This window comes from Pseudomonas sp. NPDC096917 (genome assembly GCF_044762555.1).
GTDB lineage: Bacteria > Pseudomonadota > Gammaproteobacteria > Pseudomonadales > Pseudomonadaceae > Aquipseudomonas.
Genome location: NZ_JBIWEO010000023.1, coordinates 38,145 through 63,265 on the forward strand (window position 1 = coordinate 38,145; position 25,121 = coordinate 63,265).

General features: G+C 57.2%; 21 protein-coding genes, 1 tRNA gene and 1 pseudogene. 10 read left to right on the plus strand and 13 right to left on the minus strand.

Going from position 1 to position 25,121, the window contains the following annotated elements; all coding sequences use genetic code 11:
- Positions 1–100: 100 nt before the first annotated feature.
- Positions 101–286: pseudogene (locus ACIQYF_RS21275) on the minus strand (LysR family transcriptional regulator); the annotation flags it as partial.
- Between the two features lie 27 nt (positions 287–313).
- On the opposite strand from ACIQYF_RS21275, the gene ACIQYF_RS21280 reads away from it, so the two are divergent.
- Positions 314–478 (plus strand): hypothetical protein, encoded by a 165-nt coding sequence (locus tag ACIQYF_RS21280; RefSeq protein ID WP_402865809.1) that lies wholly within the window; start codon positions 314–316, stop codon positions 476–478.
- A 73-nt stretch (positions 479–551) separates the two neighbouring features.
- Positions 552–1,451 (plus strand): LysR family transcriptional regulator, encoded by a 900-nt coding sequence (locus ACIQYF_RS21285; protein ID WP_402865755.1) that lies wholly within the window; start codon positions 552–554, stop codon positions 1,449–1,451.
- A 66-nt stretch (positions 1,452–1,517) separates the two neighbouring features.
- Here the strand turns inward: ACIQYF_RS21285 and ACIQYF_RS21290 are convergent, their stop codons facing one another.
- Entirely contained in the window at positions 1,518–2,153 is a 636-nt protein-coding gene (locus tag ACIQYF_RS21290; RefSeq protein WP_402865757.1) for a cupin domain-containing protein, read from the minus strand.
- 391 nt (positions 2,154–2,544) lie between these two features.
- Between ACIQYF_RS21290 and ACIQYF_RS21295 the strand changes: the two genes are divergently transcribed.
- The 5 genes from ACIQYF_RS21295 to ACIQYF_RS21315 all read left to right on the plus strand — a co-directional run bounded on the left by ACIQYF_RS21295 (position 2,545) and on the right by ACIQYF_RS21315 (position 8,273).
- Positions 2,545–3,597, plus strand: coding sequence for an ABC transporter substrate-binding protein (locus ACIQYF_RS21295; protein WP_402865759.1), 1,053 nt, complete (start codon positions 2,545–2,547; stop codon positions 3,595–3,597).
- A 151-nt stretch (positions 3,598–3,748) separates the two neighbouring features.
- Positions 3,749–4,828, plus strand: a complete 1,080-nt coding sequence (locus tag ACIQYF_RS21300; protein WP_402865761.1) for an ABC transporter ATP-binding protein — start codon at positions 3,749–3,751, stop codon at positions 4,826–4,828.
- 10 nt (positions 4,829–4,838) lie between these two features.
- On the plus strand, positions 4,839–6,095 hold the full coding sequence (locus ACIQYF_RS21305) for an ABC transporter permease (RefSeq protein WP_402865763.1): 1,257 nt from the start codon (positions 4,839–4,841) through the stop codon (positions 6,093–6,095).
- Positions 6,096–6,097: 2 nt separating this feature from the next.
- On the plus strand, positions 6,098–6,922 hold the full coding sequence (locus ACIQYF_RS21310; RefSeq protein ID WP_402865803.1) for an ABC transporter permease: 825 nt from the start codon (positions 6,098–6,100) through the stop codon (positions 6,920–6,922).
- 103 nt (positions 6,923–7,025) lie between these two features.
- Positions 7,026–8,273, plus strand: coding sequence for an aspartate aminotransferase family protein (locus tag ACIQYF_RS21315; protein WP_402865765.1), 1,248 nt, complete (start codon positions 7,026–7,028; stop codon positions 8,271–8,273).
- A 122-nt stretch (positions 8,274–8,395) separates the two neighbouring features.
- Here the strand turns inward: ACIQYF_RS21315 and ACIQYF_RS21320 are convergent, their stop codons facing one another.
- The 5 genes from ACIQYF_RS21320 to ACIQYF_RS21340 all read right to left on the minus strand — a co-directional run bounded on the left by ACIQYF_RS21320 (position 8,396) and on the right by ACIQYF_RS21340 (position 14,041).
- The gene (locus ACIQYF_RS21320; RefSeq protein ID WP_402865767.1) at positions 8,396–9,997 is read right to left on the minus strand and encodes a GMC family oxidoreductase; all 1,602 of its coding nucleotides are present in this window, start codon (positions 9,995–9,997) and stop codon (positions 8,396–8,398) included.
- Entirely contained in the window at positions 9,984–10,814 is an 831-nt protein-coding gene (locus tag ACIQYF_RS21325; RefSeq protein WP_402865769.1) for a shikimate dehydrogenase family protein, read from the minus strand. Before ACIQYF_RS21325 ends, ACIQYF_RS21320 begins: the two co-directional genes overlap by 14 nt.
- Before the next feature lie 4 nt (positions 10,815–10,818).
- Positions 10,819–11,106 carry an aldehyde dehydrogenase family protein gene (locus tag ACIQYF_RS21330; RefSeq protein ID WP_402865771.1) on the minus strand — a complete coding sequence of 96 codons (288 nt, stop codon included), beginning with the start codon at positions 11,104–11,106 and terminating at the stop codon, positions 10,819–10,821.
- 866 nt (positions 11,107–11,972) lie between these two features.
- Positions 11,973–13,334 carry a sensor histidine kinase gene (locus tag ACIQYF_RS21335; protein WP_402865773.1) on the minus strand — a complete coding sequence of 454 codons (1,362 nt, stop codon included), beginning with the start codon at positions 13,332–13,334 and terminating at the stop codon, positions 11,973–11,975.
- A complete protein-coding gene (locus ACIQYF_RS21340; RefSeq protein ID WP_402865775.1) occupies positions 13,331–14,041 on the minus strand; it encodes a response regulator in 711 nt (236 codons plus the stop codon). Before ACIQYF_RS21340 ends, ACIQYF_RS21335 begins: the two co-directional genes overlap by 4 nt.
- 145 nt (positions 14,042–14,186) lie before the next feature.
- Here ACIQYF_RS21340 and ACIQYF_RS21345 point away from each other — a divergent pair, with 145 nt between their 5' ends.
- Positions 14,187–14,444: a hypothetical protein gene (locus tag ACIQYF_RS21345; protein ID WP_402865777.1), complete on the plus strand. Its 258-nt coding sequence runs from the start codon at positions 14,187–14,189 to the stop codon at positions 14,442–14,444.
- Between the two features lie 159 nt (positions 14,445–14,603).
- Here the strand turns inward: ACIQYF_RS21345 and ACIQYF_RS21350 are convergent.
- Together ACIQYF_RS21350 and ACIQYF_RS21355 are read right to left on the minus strand one after the other, a co-directional pair.
- Positions 14,604–14,679, minus strand: a tRNA-Asn gene (locus tag ACIQYF_RS21350).
- Positions 14,680–14,744: 65 nt separating this feature from the next.
- Positions 14,745–15,941, minus strand: a complete 1,197-nt coding sequence (locus ACIQYF_RS21355) for an amino acid aminotransferase (RefSeq protein WP_402865779.1) — start codon at positions 15,939–15,941, stop codon at positions 14,745–14,747.
- A gap of 333 nt (positions 15,942–16,274) precedes the next feature.
- Between ACIQYF_RS21355 and uvrB the strand changes: the two genes are divergently transcribed.
- Positions 16,275–18,290, plus strand: a complete 2,016-nt coding sequence (gene uvrB / locus ACIQYF_RS21360) for an excinuclease ABC subunit UvrB (protein WP_402865781.1) — start codon at positions 16,275–16,277, stop codon at positions 18,288–18,290.
- A gap of 153 nt (positions 18,291–18,443) precedes the next feature.
- Entirely contained in the window at positions 18,444–19,595 is a 1,152-nt protein-coding gene (locus tag ACIQYF_RS21365) for an MFS transporter (protein ID WP_402865783.1), read from the plus strand.
- Positions 19,596–19,650: 55 nt separating this feature from the next.
- Here ACIQYF_RS21365 and ACIQYF_RS21370 read toward each other — a convergent pair whose 3' ends face one another.
- From ACIQYF_RS21370 to ACIQYF_RS21385, 4 genes are all read right to left on the minus strand, one after another.
- On the minus strand, positions 19,651–21,996 hold the full coding sequence (locus tag ACIQYF_RS21370) for a TonB-dependent siderophore receptor (RefSeq protein WP_402865805.1): 2,346 nt from the start codon (positions 21,994–21,996) through the stop codon (positions 19,651–19,653).
- A 228-nt stretch (positions 21,997–22,224) separates the two neighbouring features.
- Positions 22,225–23,205, minus strand: coding sequence for a FecR family protein (locus ACIQYF_RS21375; protein WP_402865785.1), 981 nt, complete (start codon positions 23,203–23,205; stop codon positions 22,225–22,227).
- Entirely contained in the window at positions 23,202–23,696 is a 495-nt protein-coding gene (locus ACIQYF_RS21380) for a sigma-70 family RNA polymerase sigma factor (protein ID WP_402865787.1), read from the minus strand. Before ACIQYF_RS21380 ends, ACIQYF_RS21375 begins: the two co-directional genes overlap by 4 nt.
- 84 nt (positions 23,697–23,780) lie before the next feature.
- Positions 23,781–25,100: an MFS transporter gene (locus ACIQYF_RS21385; protein ID WP_402865789.1), complete on the minus strand. Its 1,320-nt coding sequence runs from the start codon at positions 25,098–25,100 to the stop codon at positions 23,781–23,783.
- Positions 25,101–25,121 lie beyond the last annotated feature (21 nt).

Below are 25,121 nucleotides of genomic sequence, written 5' to 3' on the forward strand. Positions count from 1 at the left end.
ACTCCAGCGCTCAGTCGCAACGAACGTGCCGTGCGATCTCATAGACAATCAATGGATCGCAAGGCCGGTTCAAGCCTGTAGAACTGCGCGCACGCCCGTCTTAATTGGCCGGAAAAGACAAACTCAACAGCCACTCGCTAAACGCCATCAAGGCGGGCAGGTTCTGATACCGATTGGCATACGCCAGGCAGTCATTCCTGCCACTCTGCGTGGGTTCGAACAACGCCATCAATGTGCCAGCCTGGATCTCGCCCTGCACCAGAATACGCGGCACCAACCCAATGCCGTGAACAGGATTTGTCGCACCAAGTCTATGACGCGATGGCCGGCTGCCTGGCACCCGTTGGTTGAACGCCACCAGTCGAGCGGCAGGCTGATTGCCGATGGCTATTCATGCCGCAGCCAAGTGAAACGCCACGCAGGGCAAGCGTTGCAGCATCCCTTGCAGGCACTGCTCAGCCAATTGCGTGCGGGCTAGCGTGTTGTTTGGGTTGCTCAATGATGGCAGGCTACCGCTCTGGCGCCATCACCGCAGGAAGCAAGGAATCAAAATGGATAATTTTTCCCAAATGCAAGCCTTTCTGTGGGCCCACGAGCATGGCAACTTTTCTGCGGCGGCCAGGGCGAATGGGTTAACCCCGTCCACCATCAGCAAGTTGATTACCCGCCTGGAAAACCGGCTTCACGTGCGTCTGTTTCAGCGCGGCGCGCGTAATTTGACCCTCACTGAAGAAGGCTCGGCCTATCTGGTCAGCGCGCGCGAAGTGATGAACGCCATGGCCGAAGCGGACTCGCTGGCAGAAGCCTTTCCGAACCGGATCAGTGGCGCGTTACGCATTCACACCATGACCACCTTCGCCAAACACCAAATCGTGCCGTGGCTGCCTGAATTCCTCTCGGCTTACCCCGGCCTGACTGTCGACCTCCAGGTTGGCGCCCAATATGTCGATCATTTCGACCAAGGGCTCGACATTGCGATTCACAGCGGCGTACTGCCCGACTCTTCGAGAGTTGCGAGAAAAATAGGCGAAAGCGCCTGGATAATCTGCGCATCCCCCGAGTACCTGGCACGCAGAGGCACGCCGAACCACCCTGAAGAGTTGATGGCGCACGACTGCTACAACTTCGGGTTCAACAGTGTGTGGAATAACTGGCAGTTTAGGGTGGGTGGCGAGAAGGTCACGGTGGCGATCAAGCCCAAAGCGGTCTTCGCCCAAGGGGATTTACAGCGAGACATTGCCTTGGGCGGCGGCGGAATCGTCAAACTCGCTCAGTTCCACATCGGTGCAGATCTCAAGAAAGGCAGGCTGGTACCGCTGCTGCAAAGCTTCGACATAGCGTCCAAGGAGCCCATCTACCTGATCTACACCAATCGAAAACACTTGAGCCCGCGCATTCGGGTATTCCGGGATTTTCTGGAAAACAAGCTGCTGGAAAATCCGTGGGATTGAGCGTTGGGCGTTGCCGAAGGCTGCGATTCTTTGCGCCTCAAAGATCACAGTGTTCGGCACGCGGACTCAGAACGTAGGGGGTGAAACCGCGCTCACCACAATGCACACTTCGTCAAACGGATTGCGCATTCGGTGTGGGAGTCGGCTGTCAAAGTAATAGGCATCGCCCACTTCCAGCACTCGAATCTCGTCACCTACGGTCATTTCCAGTCGACCTTCGATGATGATTCCCCCCTCTTCGGCATCATGAGAATACAGCTCCTCGCCTTCTTCCCCAGTATCCGCGCCTGGCTCGTAACGCTCATGAAGAATCATCATCGAACTGTTTTGCAGATTTGCACCGACCTGACGATATGATAGCTTTTTGCCATCAGCCAGCTCGACCAGATCACTGGCTTTATAAAATACTGCGCGGTCGACAACAGCAGAGTCTGAAAAAAACACGCTGAGGGTGACGTTCAAGGGCCGAAGCAAGCGTTTCAAGACACTGACCGACGGGCTGGATTTGTCCCGTTCGATAATTGAAAGCGTGGCATGCGGCACTCCGGCCTGCTCAGCCAACCCTCGAATCGAGAGCCCACGGCTTTGTCGTAAAGCCTTGAGCCTTGCACCTACTGAAGCCGTCTCCACAGCTTCTGACAAGCTTTCAGCCGGCGCCTCTTGAACATGTGGGCTTCGGTCTGTCGCCGATGTTTCTATCACGTTTGATTCCTTGGATAAACGGCACCCGAGTGGGCCAAAAGTTAATTCGAACCTTGAACTGCCGAGTTCTTTTCTGCGGTAAAAGACAACTCAAACGCACCAGGCTGGGTGGTTCCACACCCTTTCAACACACGCCAAGTGAAGCAAAGTATCACGGTTTCAAAAAGGCTCATCCATGGAGAAAGCGTTCAACACTCTAGCTAAAAAAACACCGATGAGATTAATTTGTACCTGTCTTATCAAATTTAAGGCAAAAAAAACAATCAATTGCCGTTAACTGAGCAATTGTGGGTTTTGTCGGCCAGGCCAGAAATAAAGCTTGCCTAGCCAACTCACGAGTGGTAAAAATTTTTACCGCCCAATAAAACAACATCTGCGTAAAGGCTAAAAAATGCATAAATCACGCCACGCTGTTGCAGCATATGGACTTGCCCTCATTGGACTTGCAGTTTCCCAAACTGCGAGCGCCCGTGATCTTACGATTGTTTCCTGGGGAGGAAATTTTCAGGACGCTCAGCGCGAGCTGTTTTTCGCACCCTTCGGTCAGCAAACTGGCCAAAAGGTTCTTGATCAGACCTGGGACGGCGGTGTAGGTGTTCTCGATACCAAGGTCAAAGCCGGCAACCCTAACTGGGACGTCGTCGAAGTTGAAGCTGAAGACCTCGCGCTCGGCTGTGAACAAGGCCTGTTTGAAAAGATAGACTGGACCAAGGTTGGCAACAAGTCTGATTTCATTCCAGAAGCCGTGAACGAGTGCGGCGTCGGCAACATCGTCTGGAATACCGGCCTGTCCTGGGACGGCGACAAGCTCAAGACCGCCCCGACCTCTTGGGCCGACTTCTTTGACCTGGAAAAAATCCCTGGCAAACGCGGCCTGCGCAAAGGCCCTAAATACGCGCTTGAGTTCGCTCTGATTGCCGACGGCGTAAAACCTTCCGAGGTTTACAACGTATTGCGCACTTCTGAAGGCGTTGACCGTGCGTTCAAAAAGCTGGACACCATCAAGTCAAGCATCGTGTGGTGGGAAGCGGGTGCACAACCGCTGCAAATGCTGTCATCCGGTGACATCGCGTTGAGCTCTTCGTACAACGGACGTATCACCGGCTTCAACAACAACGAAGGCAAAAACTTCAAGTTCCTGTGGAACGGTAGCGTATCAGCGATCGACTCGTGGGCCGTGCTCAAAGGCAGCGAGAACAAGGCTGCCGCCATGGATTTCATCGCCTTCTCCAGCAAACCTGAAGAACAAGCCAAGCTGCCCAAGTACATCGCCTACGGCCTGACCAACAAAAAGGCGAACGACTTTGTACCGCAAGACCTGAAACACACGCTGCCAACCACACCGGAAAACCTGGCGCAATCGATCCCGATCGATGTCGAGTTCTGGGTTGAAAACATTGAGCCTCTGACCGAACGCTTCAACGCCTGGGTCGCTCAAAAGTAAATCCCCACCTCTTCTTTTGGTCACCCTGCCACCTGGTTCCAGGTGGCAGGTCACGCGACTTTAGCGATTAACCATGGCTTGTTCATTGTGCATGCCGATGCAGACGAGTCGCGAAGAGGATGTGTGCCTGCTCTCGAGTGAGGATTACCCCGTGAAACACTTGGTCAGCTTTAAAAATATCCAGAAAACCTACGACGGTTTGCGTCCCGTTGTTAAAGATTTGAACCTTGATATCAAAGAGGGAGAATTTGTAACCCTGCTCGGCCCATCCGGCTCGGGCAAAACCACCAGCCTGATGATGCTGGCCGGGTTCGAAACGCCGACTCACGGCGAGATTTATCTCAAAGACAAACCGCTGCACAACCTCCCGCCGCACAAGCGCGATATCGGGATGGTGTTTCAAAACTATGCGCTGTTTCCGCACATGACCATTGAGCAAAACCTGGCCTTCCCTCTCTCTGTCCGCAAAATGAACAGCGTCGACAGAAAAGAAAAAGTACGCCGCGCCCTGGACATGGTGAAACTAACCGATTTCGCAAAACGCTACCCTGCGCAACTCTCGGGTGGCCAGCAGCAACGTGTCGCACTGGCACGCGCGCTCGTGTTTGAACCCAAGCTGGTACTGATGGACGAACCCCTCGGCGCGCTCGACAAGCAACTGCGCGAGCACATGCAGCTGGAAATCAAACACCTGCACCAGCAACTCGGCCTGACGGTGGTCTATGTGACACACGACCAAAGCGAAGCGCTGACCATGTCTGATCGCGTGGCCGTCTTTAATGACGGCGTCATTCAGCAGATCGACACCCCGACCGCTATCTACGAGGCACCGAATAAAAGCTTCGTGGCGCAGTTCATCGGTGAAAACAACACCCTGATCGGTACGTTCGTTTACCGCGACGAGCATCACGCCGTGGCCCGTCTGGCTGACGGCAGTCTGATCCGTGCCATCTCGGTGGTCGAGGCTCAGCCGGGCGATCAAGTGGCGCTGTGCATCCGACCGGAACGCGTGATTGTCGGCCCCGCGGGCAGCACCCCGTTGACCGCTCGAATTCAGGAATACATTTACTTGGGCGACCACGTTCGCATGATCACTGAAATAGCCGGACAAGCGGACTTCATGATCAAGCTGCCTGCATCGCAAATGAACACTCGCTGGACTGTCGGCAGTTCGATCTCCCTTTCCTGGGCACCAGAGCACATTCGTGCGCTGGATGTGACCACACACTGAGTCGTCGATTATGAGTCAGTCCGCAGTCATCCGCCCCGGCACAGCCCATCTGCACACGCTCGACCTGAGGTCCAGGCTCAGAAAATCCGAGCGTGCCTATAAGTTCAAATCATTGATGCTGATCGCACCGCTGTTTCTGTTTGTACTGGTGTGCTTTGCCTTCCCCATCGGCACCCTGCTGACGCGCAGCGTCGACAACCCCGATGTCAACACGGCACTGCCGGCTACCACACAAGCGCTGGCAACCTGGAAAGGCAAAACGTTGCCGGGCGAACTGGCTTACGCGGCATTGGTCACCGACTTGGCCAATGCCAAAGAAAAGGGTCAGATCGGTGCGCTTTCCAAGCGTTTGAGCTATGAAATCCCCGCGTATAGGACCGTCATCAACAAAACCCTGCGCAACCTTCCGGACAGCAGCACGGTCTCCAAACGTGACGCGTTGATTGCTGTCGACAGCGCCTGGGGTGAGCTTAACTACTGGAAAGCGTTGAAGCAGGCATCGTCAACCTTCACCCCGTACTTCCTGTTGGCCGCGCTCGACCACCGGATCGACTCCGCCACTGGCAGCATCGTCAAGGCCGACCCCAATCAGTCGATCTATGTCGATATTTTCGCCCGCACCTTCTACATCGGGGGCGTGGTCACGATTCTCTGCCTGCTGCTGGGGTTCCCGGTCGCTTACTGGCTGGCCACATTGCCAGAAGGCAAAAGCAACCTGCTGATGATCTGCGTGCTGCTGCCTTTCTGGACGTCGCTGATTGTGCGCACCGCCGCCTGGGTCGTGCTGTTGCAGTCTGATGGCCTGATCAACCGTTCCCTCCTGTTTCTGGGCGTTATTGATGCGCCGGTGCAACTGGTCTTCAACCGTACGGGCGTGATCATCGCGATGACCCATGTGTTATTGCCGTTCATGATCCTGCCGCTTTACAGCGTGATGAAAAGCATCCCGACAAACTACGTGCGGGCGGCCATATCACTCGGCGCCCACCCTTTCGTTGCGTTCTGGCGGGTGTACGTTCCGCAAACCTTCGCCGGCCTGGCCGCAGGCGCGCTGCTGACATTTATTCTCGCCATTGGTTACTACGTGACTCCGGCGCTCGTCGGCGGTGCGGCCGATCAAATGGTCAGCTACTTCGTCGCCTTCTACACCAACAAAACCGTTAACTGGGGCATGGCCTCGGCACTCGGCAGCCTGCTGCTGATTGCCACCCTGCTGCTGTATGGGGTGTACGGCAAACTCACCAATCCAAACCAGGCGAGGTCATGACGATGATGCAGCCTTATGCTTCTACGGCCGAAAAACTCGCCCGATTTGGATTGGTCACAGTCTCATTGCTGGTATTGCTGTTTTTGATCATTCCAGTACTGGTGATTATTCCCCTGTCATTCAATTCGTCATCGTTCCTCACCTACCCAATGGACGGTTTCTCCTTGCGTTGGTACGAAGAACTGATGTCGTCCGAAGAATGGCGTCAGGCCTTCAAAAACAGCTTCCTCATTGCCCCAGCGGCTACTGCCCTGGCGATGATCTTCGGCACCCTGGCTTCGGTGGGCTTGAGCCGGGGCAACTTCCGTTTCAAGGGCGTGATCATGGCCTTTCTGATCTCGCCGATGATCGTGCCGCTGGTGATCGTCGCAGTGGGCCTGTACTTCTTCTTTGCCAAGCTGCAATTGCTTAACAGCTACATGGGCCTGGTACTGGCCCATGCAATGCTTGGGGTTCCATTCGTGGTCATTACGGTCAACGCGACCTTGCAGGGTTTTAACACCGACTTGAGCCGAGCTGCCGCCAGCTTGGGCGCACCGCCGCTGACAGTGTTTTTCAAGGTGGTCTTGCCACTGATTGCGCCCGGCGTGATCTCAGGCGGTTTGTTTGCCTTTGCCACGTCGTTTGATGAAGTGGTGGTCACACTGTTTCTGTCCAGCCCCTCACAGCGAACCCTGCCACTGCAAATGTTCTCGGGCATTCGGGAAAACATCAGCCCCAATATCGCTGCGGTCGCCACCATCATGGTCATCCTATCGGTCTTGATGCTCTTGACCCTTGAAGTACTTCGACGTCGTAACGAAAAACTGAAAATAAAACAACACTAAGAAAACAACCGCCGCCTTTTCTGGCTCGCTAACCAACGCCGTGAAACCCTCCTGGGCTTAAAAGCCCGGGACGGTTAACTACTGTCACAATTCAGAGGTTTTTATGCCTAACCTAGTGGGTGATGTTTCCAGTGCTGCCCGCATCCTGCCTGATCTAAAAGGTGAAAAACTGTTTATTCGCAACGGCAAGGGCGCCTACTTGTGGGATGACAAAGGACGTCGATACATCGATACCGCGCTGGGCTTTGGGGCAGTGTTGCTAGGCCACTCCAATGACGCGGTCAACGCCGCCGTCAGCCAGGCCTTGAGCGACAGTGCTGCGCCGTCCTGGGCGCATGTTCGCGAGCATGGCGCTGCAACTGACCTGGCCAAGCACACCGGCGAGCTGTCCAAGGTGATCTTCACCAACTCGGGCAGCGAGGCGGTTCACCTCGCCTGCCGCGCTGCCCGCGCGTATACCGGCCGCGGCAAGATTGCGAAAATGGCGGCGGGCTTCGATGGCTGGTTCGATGATGTGAGCTATGGCAACGTCACTTCCAAAGAAGCGACTTTCCAGGACGGCCAGCGCCCGTCGACTGAGCGCACGACCCTGCTGCGTTTCAACGACTTCGACGATGTCGAGCGGCTGTTCGCCGAAGACAACGACATTGCCGCGGTGGTGCTGGAACCCATGCTTGCTAATGCGGGCTGCATCATGGCCCTGCCCGGCTACCTCAAGCACGTGCAAGCCATCGCCCACCAGCATGGCGCTCTGGTGATCTGTGACGAAGTGCTGATGGGCTTTCGCCTGTATCCAGGGCTGGCGGGGTTGCGCGAAGGCCTGAACCCGGACATTGCCAGCGTGGGCAAAGCCATCGGCAATGGTGTTCCGGTGTCTGCGGTCGTCGCCAAGCCTCACATCCTGGCGGGCTTTGAAGAAGGCCGAGTGATTCGCGGCGGGACATTCAGCGGTAACCCGATGGCTTGCGCGGCGGTGACCAGCACGTTGTCGCAGCTGGATAACAGCGACTACGAGCACTTGATTTCACGTGGCAATACCTTGCGTGAAGCGATTGAGGCGATTTTCAAAGCCCACGACCTGATCGTGACCACCAGCGGTTATGGCAATGTGTTTGGTATCTGGTTAGGCGCTGTAGCGCCGATGACCTACGAGCAAGCCGAGAAGATTGCCAATCCAGCCTTCACCCAGGCGCTGCATCTGGCATTGCGCGAAGCGGGTGTGCTGATCATGCCGTCGCCTTATGGTCGGCTGTATATTTCCTTTGAGCACAACAACCGGGTGATCGAGGAAATAAAGACCGCTTTTGAGCAGGCGGCGGATGCGCTGAGCGGCACTTTTGCCAATGCCTGATGGGAGGCACACGCTGTACCCGCTGATGAGCGAAGCGAGGCTGCGATCGAGGACGCAGTCCTCGTAAATCCGGGCGCTGCGGTGTACCTGATACACCGCAGCGGTCCTCAGCGACTACTGCGTCACAGCAACGAAGCATCGCCCAGAATCAAGTCGGCACCCCGTTCTGCCACCGCCATGACTGCACATTGGATGTTGCCGGAGATCATCGAGGGTATGACCGACGCATCCACGACTCTCAAACCCGTCAATCCACGCACCCGAAGCGAGGAGTCAACCACCGCGCCAGCGTCTTCACCCATGCGGCAGGTCGCAATCGGGTGATAGATGGTTTGCCCATTGGTCTGAGCAAACTCACGCCATTGTTCGTCAGTTTGCACGTCGATCCCTGGGCCGGTTTCCATCTCTACAAAGGCACGCATGGCGGGCTGTTGCATGATCCGACGGGCGATTTTCATGCCTTCGATCAAGCTGGTCCGGTCTTGTTCCACGCTCAGAAAGTTAGGCCTGATCGCCGGCATGACCGCCGGGTCGGCAGACTGGATATGGATGCTCCCGGTGGATGTGGGCCGCAACTGGCTGACCCCGATGGTAAACCCGGGATGTTTGTCGAGAATCCGCTCTGCTGCGTTGGCATAGCTGGCATGCACGACAAAATACTGCACGTCAGGGGTGGGCAGGCTCGGCTGAGTTTTCACAAAGCCATGCACCAACCCGGTGCCCAGGGTCAGAATGCCGGTGCGTTTGGTGAAATACTCGACCGCCGCCATGCCCAAACGCCAACCGCGCGCCATTTCATTGAGCGTGATGGTGTTTTTCAACTTCCAGTTCATGCGCGTCGCAAAATGGTCGATGTAGTTCTCACCTACCCCGTCCAAACGATGCTTGACGGTGATGCCTACTTTTTCAAGTACGTCGGGACGACCAATACCCGACAACTCGAGAATCTGCGGCGATTGAATCGCACCCGCGCACAAGATCACATTTTGAGTGGCGTTTACGGTAATTTCCTTGCCGTGCTGGCGGTAGGTAATCCCCGTGCAACGAGCGCCCTTGAGCTCCAGACGCAGCACATGCGCATGGGTCTCGATCGTCAGATTGGGCCGACGCCGCGCAGGATTCAGATAGCCGTCGACTACGCTCCAGCGTCGCCCAAAACGTTGAGCAACCTGGTAATAACCGAAACCGGTTTGCTCATCATCGTTGTTGTAATCGCCATTGAACGGCTGACCATCCTGCTTGGCCGCGAGCATAAACGCATCGCAGATGGGGTAGCGCTCTTTGACTTGCTCAAGGTGCATCGGGCCATCATGACCCCGGCGGTGATCGCCTTGCGGGTAATTTTCGATCTTCTTGAAATACGGTTTGAGCGTGGCGAAATTCCACCCTTTGGCACCGCTGTGTTCCCAAGCGTCGTAATCACCCGGCTGACCGCGCACGTAGATCATGCCGTTGATCAGGGTCGAACCGCCCAGCCCTTTGCCACGCGGCACTGCAATTTCACGGCCACGGGTGTTCTCTTCGGCTTGGGTCTTGAAACGCCAGTTGTAGCGCTTGTCGACCAATAGCTTGCTGAAGCCTGCCGGAATCGGGATCCAGAAACCTTTGGGTTCGCCACCCGCTTCAAGCATCAATACCCGGTACTTGCCGGAGGCGGTCAAACGATTGGCAAGAATACAGCCCGCGGTGCCACCGCCGACAATAATGTAATCAAACGCACTCATGTCTCGACTCGTTCTTTTTAGAGGCCATCGCCGCTGCCATCAATTCAATCTGGCAGAGCAACATAGGCAGTCCTTCGTGTGTCCGGCAGCCAACTTTTTGCGCGGCCGCCAGCAAGGGGGTTATGACGGGCTGCATGATGATTTCTGCCACGACCTGCTCGGCAGACAACCGTGTCACGTCGCAGGGAAGTGCATCACCCTCTTTCAGTCCCAGAGACGTGCCATTGACAACCAAGTCATAACCCGAGGGGTCCGAAGTGCCGACCGAGACCTCCAGATCAGGAAACGCCCGTGACAACCGATCAACCAGTGCCTGGGCTTTGTCTTGACTGCGATTGGCAATCGTCAGCCAGCCAATGCCGGAGGCTGCCAGGGCAAAAGCAATGGCATTTGCAGCACCGCCAGCCCCGGCCAGATACACCGCACGCCCTTCCAGCTCGATACCCGCCTGGCGCAGCCCGGTCACAAATCCGTCGCCATCGAGAATTTCGCCGTGCAATTTGCCATCGCTTGAGCGGGTGACAACGTTGGCCGCACCGACCAGCCGAGCAGCATCAGAGACGGTGTCGCAAAGTTCTAAAATGGCGGTTTTATGCGGCACTGTGACAATAAACCCATCGAGGCTCTGAATACCACGCAACCCCGTAACCACGACGGCAAGGTCAGCAGGCGACACATGAAAAGGCACCAGCACACGGTCCTGCCCAAGCGTTGAGAAAAGCTTATTCATCGCCTGCGGTGTCTGCACATGGTGAATCGGGTCGGCAATGATGGCGTACACCCGTGTGGTGCCGCTTATTTGCGTTATATCAGTCATAAAATCAGGCCAAGGTGTAGGCGGTTTTAACGCCTGTATAAAATTCGCGGGCATTGCTGCCCTGCTCCCGCGAGCCGTAATATTTGAAAACCCGCCCAGCGCGAGCCACTTCACCCACACCTTCGGCCAGGGTTTTGCCTTCCTCCCGCGAGCGCAAATGCCCCCACTCTTCGCGACGCGCCAAAATCTCTGTATCTATAAGGTCCAGGGCGTCACTGCGTTGCTCTGCTGTTAATTTTTCCCAGGTAGGCTGGGCATCGAACGCTCTAGTTGTATTCAGCCTGTCGAACACAGCCGACCACTTTGACCATGAACGGTCACGCCAGGCTTTATAGGCAACTTGAATACCGAAAGTGCAATGACTGATTACGTCAGAGACGTGATGTGTAAAACATACTCTTGTGCCCCCACAGCGTCTATCAATTGGCTGTGACGTGGATTCACACCTCCTGTGATTCTGCGGCACACATAAATGCAGACATGACAGCGGCAGTAGTGCCAGAGCCTACATGTCAGGGTGAACAACTAAAGCTCATGAGAGCGGATTAGCCCGATTGCGGGGTTCACCCGCGGATCGTTTAATACTCAAGACGCCCTCAAAGTTCGTCAAAAGGCATCATGACACGTTCGCGAAACACCGCCCGTAGTTGCAGACGTTCATACCAGGCTTAAACAGGCGGTAAGTCAGGGCGACTTATATCCAGAGAGAAATAACGGTACAGATGAATGCCCACTGTTATATCGGCCAATGACAGGTGTTGCCCACGAATACATAAGCGGCCGTCCAATGCCTGATCAACCCACTTAAAATACTGCGAACACAGATTAAGGTTATTGTTCGATGGCTTTTAAATCACATTGTGGTTCGGGAGTTCGATAGCCCCCCCAAATACCCCGCTGATAAAAGTCTGCTCTGGCCAGCCTTGCGCTGCCCATCGCCGTGATTCTGACGGGTATTGTGGTGTCGATCCGGCACGGCGTGGCGTACGCCGAACTGGCACCGTTGGCAGGCGCACAACGCTCAGGCACGGCTCTGTCGATGGGCAACAGTGGGGGTTTCCTTGGGCAGTTTCTCATCCCGATCGCGGCCTCTGCCACCGTCAGTCATTGGGGCTGGCAAGCACCTGCCGGCAAGCCCACTCACACAGGAGATACGTGTTACCCCCTGTTTTCTCCTTTCAATACCGGTAATACGACCCTCACTTCCAAGCCCCCGCTTTTGCGATTACTCAGTGTCAGTGCGCCACCTTGTTCCAGCACAATCGCTCTGGCAGCTGACAATCCCAGCCCGACTCCACCCGTATTTTTGTTGCGTGAGCCTTCAAGCCGATAGAACGGAACAAACACCTGCTCGTAGCTTTCAGGGGGAATACCCGGCCCCTGATCACGCACCAGAATGGTCACCTTTTGAGCATCTCGGCTCAGTTCTATGGCCGGCTCACAGGCATACTTCACCGCGTTCTCCAGCAAGTTGCTGATGACACGCTTGAGCCCCATCGGACGGCCGAAATAAACCAGATTAGGCGGGCCGCTGTAGGCGATGTCGATGGATTGGTCGCGAAAATCGTCGATCAGGGTCTGCAGCAGTTCAGCCAAATCGAATGCCGTGGCTGGTTCAAGCCGGGCGTCATCACGAAAGAACTCAAGGCTGGAATTGATCATGGCCTGCATCTCGTCGACATCGCGAAACAGCCGCTGCTGCTGCTCGGGATCGTCAATGAACTCACCGCGCAGGCGCATACGCGTCAACGGGGTGCGCAAGTCATGGGAGATGGCCGCGAGCATCTGCGTTCGGTCTTTGATGAAGTGCTGCAATTGCGCCTGCATGGCGTTAAAGGCAAGGATCGCCTGACGGATTTCTCGAGGACCTACCAGTTCAATGGGGGGCGCTCTAAAGTCGACACCGAAACGCCGGGCGCCCTCGGCAAAGTGCCGCAAAGGCCGGGCCAGATGACGAGTGGCAACCAGCGCGACCAGCATGGTGGACAACAGCACCAGAACGATCAAGATCAGCGTGCGCGGCCATTCGCTCAGCCCCCAACTGCGTGACACAGCGCTGAACATCAGCCAGGAGCCATCGGTCAATTGCACCACTAATGCGTAATGGCCATTTCCCTGGGGCCAGTCGCTGGGCTGGAAGACCTCAAGTTGCTGCTCGGATTTGTTTAACAGACGCTGCGCCTGAAGGGTGGCCGTGCGCTGGGCATCGTCAGGAATCGACGGTAAGTGCATTTCCTCATAGGTGGCGTGCCAAGTGATGTTCGAGTTGCTGTCACTGGCCACAGCCGCCAAATGTTCGCGCATTTCTCTGGGCGAGGCTTCGATCAATTTGGTGGTTAACGCCGTTTTATCCAGCAAGCCGATTTCGCTTAAAGGGGGGTATGCCCAGACGCCCGCCAACTTCGTAAACAAGGCATTGAAGCCCAGTGCTGTGAGCATCGCAGCCAGAGTGGTCAGGGCAATCCAGCGCGTGATCGTGTCACGCGAACGCAGGCACCCACCTGCAAACCAGCCCTTCACTGGCGGACCACGCCGGGCGTAAACAGGTAGCCCACATTGCGCACGGTGCGAATCATCTCGACCCCTTTGCTGTCGAACTCCAGCTTGCGGCGCAGACGGCTGACCTGCACGTCGATGCTGCGATCAAACGCCTCATGGGCAGGGCCACGCGCCAAGTCCAGCAAGACCTCCCGCGTCAGAATGCGCTGCGGGTGCTCGAGAAAAACCAGCAGCAAGTCGAACTCCCCGGCTGACAACGGAATCATCACCTGATCCGGCGAACGCAACTCGCGGCGAGTCAGGTCCAGTTGCCAACCCGCAAACTTCAGCAATGGCCGCGGCACTTCTGCGGTCAACGGCCGGCTCTCTCCCGCGCGACGCAGCACCGCCCGCACCCGAGCCAAAAGCTCACGGGCATCGAAAGGTTTGCTCAGATAATCGTCAGCGCCCATTTCCAGGCCAACAACCCGATCACTCAACTCGCCCATGGCGGTCAGCATGATCACCGGCGTTGGGTATTGCTGGCGCAGACGCTGGCACAGAGCCAGACCGTTTTCTCCCGGCAGCATCAGGTCGAGAATGATCAAATCCGGGGGCTGGAGTGTTATCGCCGCCCACAGTGCCGCGCCATCGACAGCGACTTCCACCGAATACCCGTGTTGTTCAAAAAATTTCTTCAGTAGCGCAAGGACCTCAAGGTCATCGTCTACGATCAACAAGCTGCTCACCGGCGTGTCACTTAAGTTCTGTAAGAATTCATATCTAAAACTATTCGGCGCGGTCCGTCATATATTTCAACTTCGCAATAAAGCAGACATACACAAGCAAAACGCAAGTGCGAGCATCTGCCCCCCGTCGCCAAGAATGTGTGCCATGCCTGCCGAAAACGCGCCCCTGCTCCTGGAGCAGCGCCTGATAAAACCTGACAACAGTACCCTGCATTGCAGCGAAACCAGCCTGCGCCTGTCAGATGACCGGGATCACATCGTGCTCAGTCGCTACATCGAGCAGTACAGCCTTGATGGCGTGCAATGGGTTGAACACATTCATCGGGTGCCCGTGAGCACGTTCCTTGACTGGATGGATTCGCGGGGAGAACTTCAGACCCTGACGCAAGGAATCGACGGCTAGCCCGCACCTGCGATTGGGATCTGTTCTTGTGCCAAGCACGCAGCAACTCCAGAAATGGCGGTGCGGCATCCGACAGAGATCGCAGAAACGAAAAAACCGCCCGAAGGCGGTTTTTTCTAAAGCTTCAAAGGGGCTGTAAACCTTCTCTGAAACTGTGTCTGGCTCCACGACCTGGACTCGAACCAGGGACCCAATGATTAACAGTCATTTGCTCTACCAACTGAGCTATCGCGGAATGGCGTCTATCTTACTGATATAAAAAGAGAAGTCAACACTTTCGATGACTTCTCACAGCATTATTCAGATGACCTGAACAATGGCATCGGTTACCGCTTCAATATTGCTCTGATTCAGTGAAGCGACACAGATTCGACCGGTGTCGAGCGCGTAGATGCCGAACTCGGTACGCAGGCGCGCCACTTGTTCAACGGTCAGACCCGAGTACGAGAACATGCCACGCTGACGCGCAACAAAGCTGAAATCGTGACCTGGGGCTTTTTTCGCCAGCAACTCAACCATCTGCAAACGCATGCCGCGAATGCGCAGGCGCATTTCGGCAAGTTCTTCTTCCCACTGGGCACGCAGCTCTGGGCTGTTGAGCACCGCGGCAACAATGGTTGCGCCGTGGGTCGGCGGGTTGGAGTAGTTGGTGCGGATGACACGTTTGACCTGGGACAGAACGCGCGCGCTCTCTTCCTTGGAATCGGTGACGATCGACAGTGCACCGACGCGCTCGCCGTAAATCGAGAACGATTTGGAGAACGAGCTGGAAACGAAGAAGTTCAGGCCCGATTCGGCGAACAGGCGTACAGCAGCGGCGTCTTCAGCAATGCCGTCGCCAAAGCCCTGGTAAGCCATGTCGAGGAACGGAATCAGGCCTTTGGCTTTAACCACGTCCAGCACGTTCTGCCAGTCAGCCGGGGTCAAGTCGACGCCGGTCGGGTTATGGCAGCAAGCGTGCAGGACAACGATCGAACCGGCTGGCAAGGCGTTGAGGTCTTCGAGCATGCCGACACGGTTTACGTCATGGGTGGCGGCGTCGTAGTAGCGATAGTTGTGCACCGGGAAACCAGCGGTTTCGAACAGCGCGCGGTGGTTTTCCCAGCTTGGATCGCTGATCGCGACCACAGCATTGGGCTGCAGTTGCTTGAGGAAGTCAGCACCAATTTTCAGCGCACCTGTACCGCCAACGGCTTGGGTGGTGATCACACGGCCAGCCGCCAGCAGTGGCGACTCTGCGCCGAACAGCAGCTTCTGCACCGCTTGGTCATAGGCTGCAATGCCATCGATCGGCAGGTAGCCGCGCGACGCATGTTGAGCAACCCGGATCGTTTCGGCTTCGACAACGGCACGCAAGAGTGGAATTCGTCCCTCCTCGTTGCAGTAAACACCGACCCCCAGATTGACTTTGCTGGTACGAGTATCGGCGTTAAATGCTTCGTTGAGGCCCAGGATTGGATCGCGTGGTGCCATTTCGACAGCGGAGAACAGGCTCATTATTACGGCGGCTCTGAATGGAGAATGGAGGGGGTGACAACGCTCCAGCCGATTGCACTAGAGCGGTGCACAAACGGGGAGCAAGTATAAAGCTGATCGCGATTGGGGCAACAGGCGATTCCCGGTTTTGGGTAAGTATTTGCGTTTATTTTCGGCCCACTGGTCTAATTGCAATACTCGTCTAAATGACCGTGCCAGCATTGCGCCTTGAAACAGTCGGTCACGACCTCCATATTTAGCCGTATCCTGATTGTCCTGCGGCATGCGTCGTATGCAGTCTTTCTCGCTTTTACAGGGTCCATACCGCTAAAGAAGCGAATCCAGAGGTCCGTTATGTCTGATTTCCAACTTGTTACCCGCTTTCAGCCTGCAGGCGACCAGCCCGAAGCCATTCGCCAGATGATCGAAGGCATTGAGGCCGGTCTGTCGCACCAGACCCTGCTCGGGGTAACCGGTTCGGGCAAGACCTTCAGCATTGCCAACGTGATCGCCCATGTAAATCGGCCGACCCTGGTGTTGGCGCCGAACAAAACCTTGGCCGCGCAGTTGTACGGCGAGTTCAAGTCGTTCTTCCCGAATAACGCGGTGGAGTACTTTGTCTCGTACTACGACTACTACCAGCCCGAAGCCTATGTCCCCTCCTCCGATACGTTTATCGAGAAAGACGCCTCGATCAATGACCACATCGAGCAGATGCGGCTGTCGGCGACCAAGGCACTGCTGGAGCGCAAAGACGCAATTATCGTGACCACGGTCTCGTGCATCTACGGCTTGGGCAGCCCGGAAACCTATTTAAAGATGGTGCTGCACGTCGATCGCGGCGACAAACTCGATCAACGCGAACTGTTACGCCGCCTGGCTGATCTGCAATACACCCGCAACGACATGGATTTTGCCCGCGCCACCTTCCGGGTGCGCGGCGATGTGATCGACATCTACCCGGCCGAATCTGACCTTGAGGCGATTCGCATTGAGCTGTTCGATGACGAAGTCGAAAGCATCAGCGCGTTTGACCCGTTGACCGGCGAAGTCATCCGCAAGATGCCGCGTTTTACCTTCTACCCTAAAAGCCACTATGTAACCCCGCGCGAAACCTTGCTCGACGCGGTAGAAGGGATCAAGGAAGAACTCAAAGAACGCCTCGATTACTTGCGCGCCAACAACAAGCTGGTAGAAGCGCAGCGTCTGGAACAGCGCACCCGCTTCGATCTGGAAATGATCATGGAGCTGGGTTATTGCAACGGCATCGAAAACTACTCGCGCTACCTCTCGGGTCGGGAGTCCGGTGCCCCGCCGCCCACCCTGTTTGATTACTTGCCGGCCGACGCGCTGCTGGTGATCGACGAGTCACACGTCAGCGTGCCGCAAGTCGGGGCCATGTATAAAGGCGACCGTTCACGCAAGGAAACCCTGGTGGAGTACGGCTTCCGCTTGCCGTCGGCGCTGGACAACCGTCCGATGCGCTTTGATGAATGGGAGCGCATCAGCCCGCAAACGATTTTCGTCTCGGCCACCCCCGGCAACTACGAGGCCGAGCATGCAGGCCGGACCATTGAGCAAGTGGTGCGGCCGACCGGCCTGGTCGACCCGCAAATCGAGATTCGCCCGGCACTGACTCAGGTTGATGACCTGCTCTCCGAGATCTCCAAGCGCGTGGCGCTGGAAGAGCGGGTGCTGGTGACTACCTTGACCAAACGCATGTCCGAAGACCTCACCGATTACCTGGCCGATCACGGCGTGCGTGTGCGTTACCTGCACTCGGACATCGACACCGTGGAGCGGGTCGAGATCATCCGCGACCTGCGCCTCGGGGTGTTTGATGTACTGGTGGGTATCAACTTGCTGCGTGAAGGCCTGGACATGCCTGAAGTGTCGCTGGTGGCGATTCTCGACGCCGACAAGGAAGGCTTCCTGCGCTCAGAGCGTTCGTTGATCCAGACCATTGGCCGCGCAGCCCGTAACCTCAATGGCCGGGCGATTCTATACGCCGACCGCATCACCGGGTCGATGGAACGGGCGATTGGCGAAACCGAACGCCGTCGCGACAAACAGATCGCGTTCAACCTGGCCAACGGCATCACCCCTAAAGGCGTATTCAAGGACGTCGCCGACATCATGGAAGGCGCGGTGGTACCGGGTTCACGCAGCAAGAAGCGCAAAGGCATGGCCAAGGCCGCCGAAGAAAACGCCAAGTACGAAAACGAATTGCGCTCGCCGAGCGAAATCAGCAAACGTATTCGTCAACTGGAAGAAAAAATGTACGCCCTGGCCCGCGACCTGGAATTCGAAGCCGCAGCACAAATGCGCGACGAAATCGGCAAGCTCCGTGAGCGGTTGTTGCAGGTTTAAAACTCCCGTGGGAGCTGCCGCACGCGGTCATCTTTTGATCTTGACGTCCAAAGGCTCGAGAGATCGCCGCCCGGGGCAGCTCACACAAAAACATTTCTTCGCCTATCCCCACTTTTTCAACTGCAAACAGTATCTCGTCCGTCAAGGAAGACCATGACTGCCATCAACCCCCAAACGCCCTTTGTCCCGGGGCGTCTCGAACAAATGTCGACACGAATTGCCTTTTTCATTGCAGGCTTTGGCGTAGCCGCCTGGGCGCCGCTGGTGCCCTATGCCAAAGCTCGCGCCGGGCTCGATGAAGCCACACTTGGTTTGCTGCTGCTGTCACTGGGCGTCGGCTCCATTCTGGCAATGCCCATCGCCGGGGTGCTGGCGTCGCGCTTTGGTTGCCGCCGGGTTTTAACTGTCGCAACGGTATTGATTTGCCTGAGCTTGCCGCTGCTGGCGACACTCAGCTCCATCCCGCTTCTGGTTGCGACGCTGTTTGTGTTTGGCGCAGGCCTGGGTGCCGTCGATTCCACCGTCAATTTGCAGGCAGTGATCGTTGAGCGCGCCAGCGGGCGCCACATGATGTCGGGCTTTCATGGCCTGTTCAGTGTCGGCGGGATTGTTGGTGCGGGCGGTGTCAGTGCGCTGTTGGCGCTGGGTCTGTCGCCACTCTGGGCGATTGCAGTGGTGGTGGCGCTGATTCTCGCGGCCCTGTTTAAAGCGGCCCCGCACTTGCTGCCTTATGGCAGTGAAAGCACCGGGCCAGCGTTTGCGATCCCCCACGGCGTGGTGCTGTTTATCGGCTTGCTGTGTTTTACCGTGTTCCTGGCCGAAGGCGCGATGCTCGACTGGAGCGCGGTGTTTCTGACCGTTGAAAAGCACATCAGTGAGGTGTATGCCGGGCTCGGCTATGCCGCCTTTGCGCTGACCATGACTGTGGGCCGTTTGATGGGCGATCGCATCGTCAAGCGTTTGGGCGCCCGTCGAGTGATTGTGCTGGGAGGGTTGTTCGCCGCCTCGGGCCTGGCCTTGGCGACGCTGGCGCCAAGCTGGGAAGTGGCATTGCTGGGCTATGCACTGGTCGGCGCAGGTTGCTCGAACATCGTGCCGGTGCTGTACACCGCCGTGGGTAAGCAAACCGTGATGCCCGAAAGCATTGCAGTGCCCGCCATTACCACCCTCGGCTATACCGGGATTCTGGCGGGACCTGCTGCCATCGGCTTCATCGCCCATGCCAGCAGCCTGAACATCGCCTTCCTGCTGATCGCCGCCATGCTGGTGGCCGTGGCCATCAGCGGGCGGATTTTGAAGGTGTGACCATCACGACTTTGTAGCCGCTGCCGCAGGCTGCGGCTACAAAAACATGTCGGCCTTAAAACCCTACGCTCGCCTGCACGAAGAATGTACGCGGTTCACCCACGTAGATGCCCGAGTTGTTGTCGCTGGAACGTGTGTAGTATTCCTGATTGAACAGGTTTTTGATGCCCGCCCCAACCTTCAGGTTCGACGCCTGCGGACCAAAATCGTAGCCAACGCGGGTGCTCCAGGTGGCATAACCGGGAATGTCGCCGTATTGGCCATCTGGCGTCGGGTCGGTGATGTAGACGCCGCCCGTGCCCGGTGCATGCTGTTGCGACTGGGCAAACATGTCGAGGTTGTAGGTCCAGCGATTCACCACATAGCGCGCGCCAAGGTTGACCACCTGACGCGAGTAGAGCGGCAGATCTCGGCCCTTGAAGTTGGGAATGTCGCCCTCGGACGTCGCCTTGGTGTAGGTGAAGCCGGCATTCACAGACAAGCCGTCAAGACGCGCGTCCAGCGCTGACATGTCGTAGTGGGCCGAGGTCTCGATGCCCTGGTGCTTGGTCGCGCCAAGGTTGGTCCAGCCCACATCGTTGCTGACATATTGCAGCTCATCGGCAAAGTCGATGTAGAACAGCGTCACTTCGCCGCCCCACACGCCATTGTCATAGCGGGTACCGATTTCATAGGTCTTGGCTTTCTCAGGCTTCAAGCCGGCGGCGGTCTGGTCGCCTGTGCCGCCCTGGCCGAGCTGGAAGTACTGCAAGCTGCCAAACGAGGTTTCATAATTGGCGAACAGTTTCCAGGCGTCCGAGAGGTGGTACATCACACTCAGGGCAGGCAACGCTTCGTTGCTGTCGATGCTTCGGTTCTTTTCCGGGACCGGCACGCCTTTGTTGTCCAGCACCGCATGGTCCTGCCAGTGGGTGCTGATGCGCTCGAAACGAATGCCCGGCGTGACGGTCCAGTTGCCGACATCAATCTTGTCATCGATATAGAACGAGCTGGCTTCGGTACCGCCGGTGCGGTCCTGATAGACATGCCCGTCGGCGCCTGGCCCTGGGGCAGGCACGTTATTCACCAGGTAGACCTGGCTGGCCTCTTCTTGCATGGCTTCTTTGAGGTAGCGATAGCCCAGGCCCACTTCTTGCGTGACATCGCCCAACGTGAACACATGTGACACACGGGGCTCAATCCCGAAGGTGTGGTAGCTGCGTGGGTACGAGGCCAGTGTCTGCAGATTGCGGGCAGCGATAGTGCTGCCACGGAAGCTGTCGGTGTAATACGTCAGGACTTCAAACTGGGTCTGGTCATCAATCTGGCGCAGGTATTTGAAGGACACGTCCTTGCGGCGACCGGTGAAGTTGTCGTAGTCACGCACCGATTGGTACGGGTCAGCATCAAACTGTTTCTGGGTCAGACCACCCGGCATGTCAGCGGTGGCGTCGTAATAGTGAAAGTTAAGGCTGAAATCATCTTGATCGGTCGGCGCCCAATGGGTTTTGAGCAACACATCATCGATGTCGTTGTTGTTATTGCTCGCCCGATAGCCATCGCCCTTCACACCTGAGTACAGCAAGGCTGCACCGATACCGTTGTCAGCCGTTCCGCCAAGGAAGGCCGACTCAATGTGCTTCCAGCCCCCGCGCTCGGACGTTTCCAGGGTCGTGCCGACTTCACCCTGAAAGGTTTCCGGGATCGCGCGGGTCACAAAGTTGATCACGCCGCCCACGTTCTGTGGCCCGTAACGCACCGAACCGGCACCACGTACCACGTCGATGCTGTCCAGGTTGCCCGCTGAAATCGGCGCCATGGACAATTGTGGCTGGCCATATGGGGCGAATGCCGCTGGAACCCCATCAATCAATACGGTCGAACGCGGCGACAGGCGCGAGGTCAGGCCGCGCACGCCCACGTTCAAGGAAATATCGCTGCCACCGGTGCCATTGGACTCTTGCACCTGCACCCCGGGGATGGTCTTGAGCACATCGCCGACATTCATTGCGCCCTGCTCGATCATCGCCTGGCGACGGACCACGGTACGTGCACCGGGGTGGTTCTGAACCACCGCAGAATTGGCATCGCCCAACCAGTCACCCACCACTTTGACGTCTACCGGCCCCAGCTCCAGCGGGCCAGAACCGCTGGAGGCGCTGACGGTTTGCGCCGGGCTCAGGGTGACCGCATCGCCATTGAGCTCGTAACCCAGACCGCTGCCTTGCAGCAGATCACGCAGCGCTTGCTCGGCAGACAGATTGCCCTTGACTGCCGGCGCCTGTTTACCCGCCACCAACTGCGGGCTGAAGAACACCTGCAATGAGGTCTGCTGAGCCAGTTGGCTCAACGCCGCACCCAACGGCTGGGCCTGAATATAAATCGCACTCGACGCGGGCTCGCTCGCAAAAGCACACGGCATCGCCGCGCTGACCGCAAGGGCCAGCGCCAGCGGCAACCAGCGCGACCGGGCAGCAGACGATGGAGTATTCGCAGGTGTTTTGTGTGAGGAATGCCGCACACAAGGATTGTTGTTTTTCACGTCGAGTCTTGCCCTATTGATCGCAATCGAGTGCGTCTGTTAATGCAAACCAGTTGCAGTTGATCAAGAAGACGAAGAACTCGAAAAAAACCTGAATCCATCCTTACATTATTTTGCCGAGATGATTTCCTGGCTGCCATCGGCGCGGTTTTTGATCGCGACCGGCAAGATGCGCGGCAAGGCCGTGAGCAGCGCCTCGGTGTCATCTGTCTTGAACACGCTGGACAGGCGCAGTTGTGCCAGCTCAGGCGTACTCACGTGCAGCGGCTTGTCCCGATAGCGCGACACCTCGACCGCCACCTGCGCAAGAGTTGCGTTATCGAATACCAACTGGCCTTTGCGCCAGGCCAGCAGCGCTTGAGTATTGACCGGCTGTGCAGCGGCGACCTGCCCCTTGGCATTGACCACAGTGCCCAGCCCCGCCGACAGGCTCACCACCGACTGGGCATCAGTGCCTTGCACCCGCACGGTCCCCGACTCCACCGCCACTCGTGCCTGTTCGCCATCGTGCCGCACATCAAAGCGGGTGCCGGTAACTGTCACCTGCCCAGGGCCAGCCTGCACCACAAAAGGCCATTCGCTGTCGTGCGCCACGGTGAACATCGCCTCACCCTGCTCAAGCTCGACGCTGCGCCGCTGACGCTCAAAATTGACCCGCACCCGGCTTCGGCTGTTGAGTTCAATAGATGAACCATCCGGCAGCGTCACGGCCTTGCGCTCGCCCAAGGCCGTGGCAAAGTCGGCGCGATAGCCGCCTGGCGATTGCTCATGCATCCACACGCCCGCTCCGACCGCGACGGCCAGCACACTGGCTGCCAACCCAAAACCCAGCACAGAACGACGCCTGACTGTGGTGACGGGCATCTCACACAGTGCCTGCAAACGGGCTTTTGGCACCCGATCGGCGGCCGCCCATAGACTGACCAGCCACTGGTATTCCGCCTCATGGGTCGCATGTTGCGCGCGCCACGCGTCACATTCGGCCTTCTCTGCGGCGCTCATCGACTGCGACTGCATACGCGAAAACCAGGTGGCCGCCGCATCACGCACGCTGGCGCTGTCGCAGGTGCATTCACGCGTATCCCTCATGGGGCCTCCACCCGTTCACGCAGATGACGCAGGGTGCGGATCATATATTTCTCCACCATGTTCTTGGACAATCCCAGGCGCTCGGCGATCTCGGCTTGAGTCAAGCCTTCGATCTTCTGCCAGACAAACACCTTTCGGCAGTTTAGCGGGAGTTCCTGCAAGGCTTTTTCGACAGACTCAGCCAACTGGATAGCACACATGTACTGCTCCGGATCGCCCGTTTCGGACGAACTGGGTGGAACGGCTGCCTGCTCCTTGGCATCACGCAACTCTTCACGACGAAAACCGTCGACCGCGATATTTCGCGCCATTTGATGCAAATAGGCGCGCGGCTGCTCGATCGTCTCCGAAGCGGACTCGAGCACCCGTACAAAGGTATCGTGGGCCAGGTCCTGCGCCTGCTGGCGATTACGCAAGCGGCGCGTCCAGGTTCCGATCAACTCTTCGTAATGTTCAAAAAAGCCCGTTCGGCGGGGCACTTTGTGAGTCATCGCACTGGACTGAATAGGAGGGGCGTGAATAGTAATGCTTCCTATTAAACGCAGCAATCATTGCAATGACACAAAGCGATCCGACTACATTTCAGTGACCGCTCGCAAGCGCCGTTCGACCTGATTGTCCCGCGCAAAACCGAACACGCGTGCAGTCAACAGGCCTACCAAGCCCATCACGACGCAAAACAACACGCAAACCCATGGGCTCCAAGGCATTAATGCAATCAGCAACAGCGGCGTGGTACTGGCCCACAGCGCATAGGCAATGTTGTAGGTGAAGGAAATACCCGACACGCGGATCGCTGCCGGAAACAAACCGACCATCACCGACGGCACCACACCGACAATCCCGCAGGTCAAGCCGGCAAAGGCATAGGCCAGCCCCGGCAAGCCCCACTGTCCGACCAGGCTGGCATAAAGCACGCCAATCCCCAGCGGCAACAACAGGCTGTACAACACGATGCTGCGCCACACGCCAATCCGGTCAACCACCCACCCGGCCAGCACACAACCGATGTTCAGAAAAACAATACCCAGGCTGCTCAGGGCAAACGTATGACTGGCGGTCATGCCAAAACGCTGCTGCATCACGGTCGGGGTAATCACCACAAACACCACGACAGCGCTGGTGAGTACGCAGGTGAGCAACGCTGCGGGCAGTAAAGAGGGACGATAGTCGCGCAACACCGTACGCAGTGGCAGCTCTGCCCGCCCCTCGCGGCGCTCGCGCAAGGCCAGAAACACCGGGGTTTCGCTCAACCAGCGGCGCAGCCATACCCCAACCACCCCAAACACCCCGCCCAGCAGGAATGGAAAGCGCCAGGCGTAATCCAGAATCTGCGCGGGGGTAAACAGGTGGGCCAGTAAGGTCGCAGTCAAGGCACCAATCAGGTAACCGAACGTCAGGCCTGCCTGCAAAAAGCCCAGCGCATAGCCACGCCGACCGGCGGGCGCGTGCTCAGCCACAAACACCCAGGCGCTCGGGACCTCGCCGCCGACTGCTGCACCCTGAAATATGCGCAGCGCGAGCAGGATCAGCGGCGCGAAATAACCAATGTCAGCATAAGTCGGCATGATCCCGATCAGCAGACAGGGCAAGGCCATCATCAGAATGCTCAGGCTGAATACCCGCTTGCGCCCCAGATGATCAGCAAAGTGCGCCATGAGGATGCCGCCAAGCGGGCGCGCTAGATAACCGGTCACAAAAATCCCGAAACTTTGCAACAAGCGCAGCCATTCAGGCATATCAGGCGGAAAAAACAGCTGACTGAGGGTCAGGGCGAAGAACACAAAAATGATGAAATCGTAGATTTCCAGCGCCCCCCCCAGAGCCGCCAGCCCCAGGGTTCTATAGTCGGAGCGCGAAAAGCGCGTGTTCGTTGCTTGAGTATCGGCAGACATAAATACGCTCAATGTGAACTG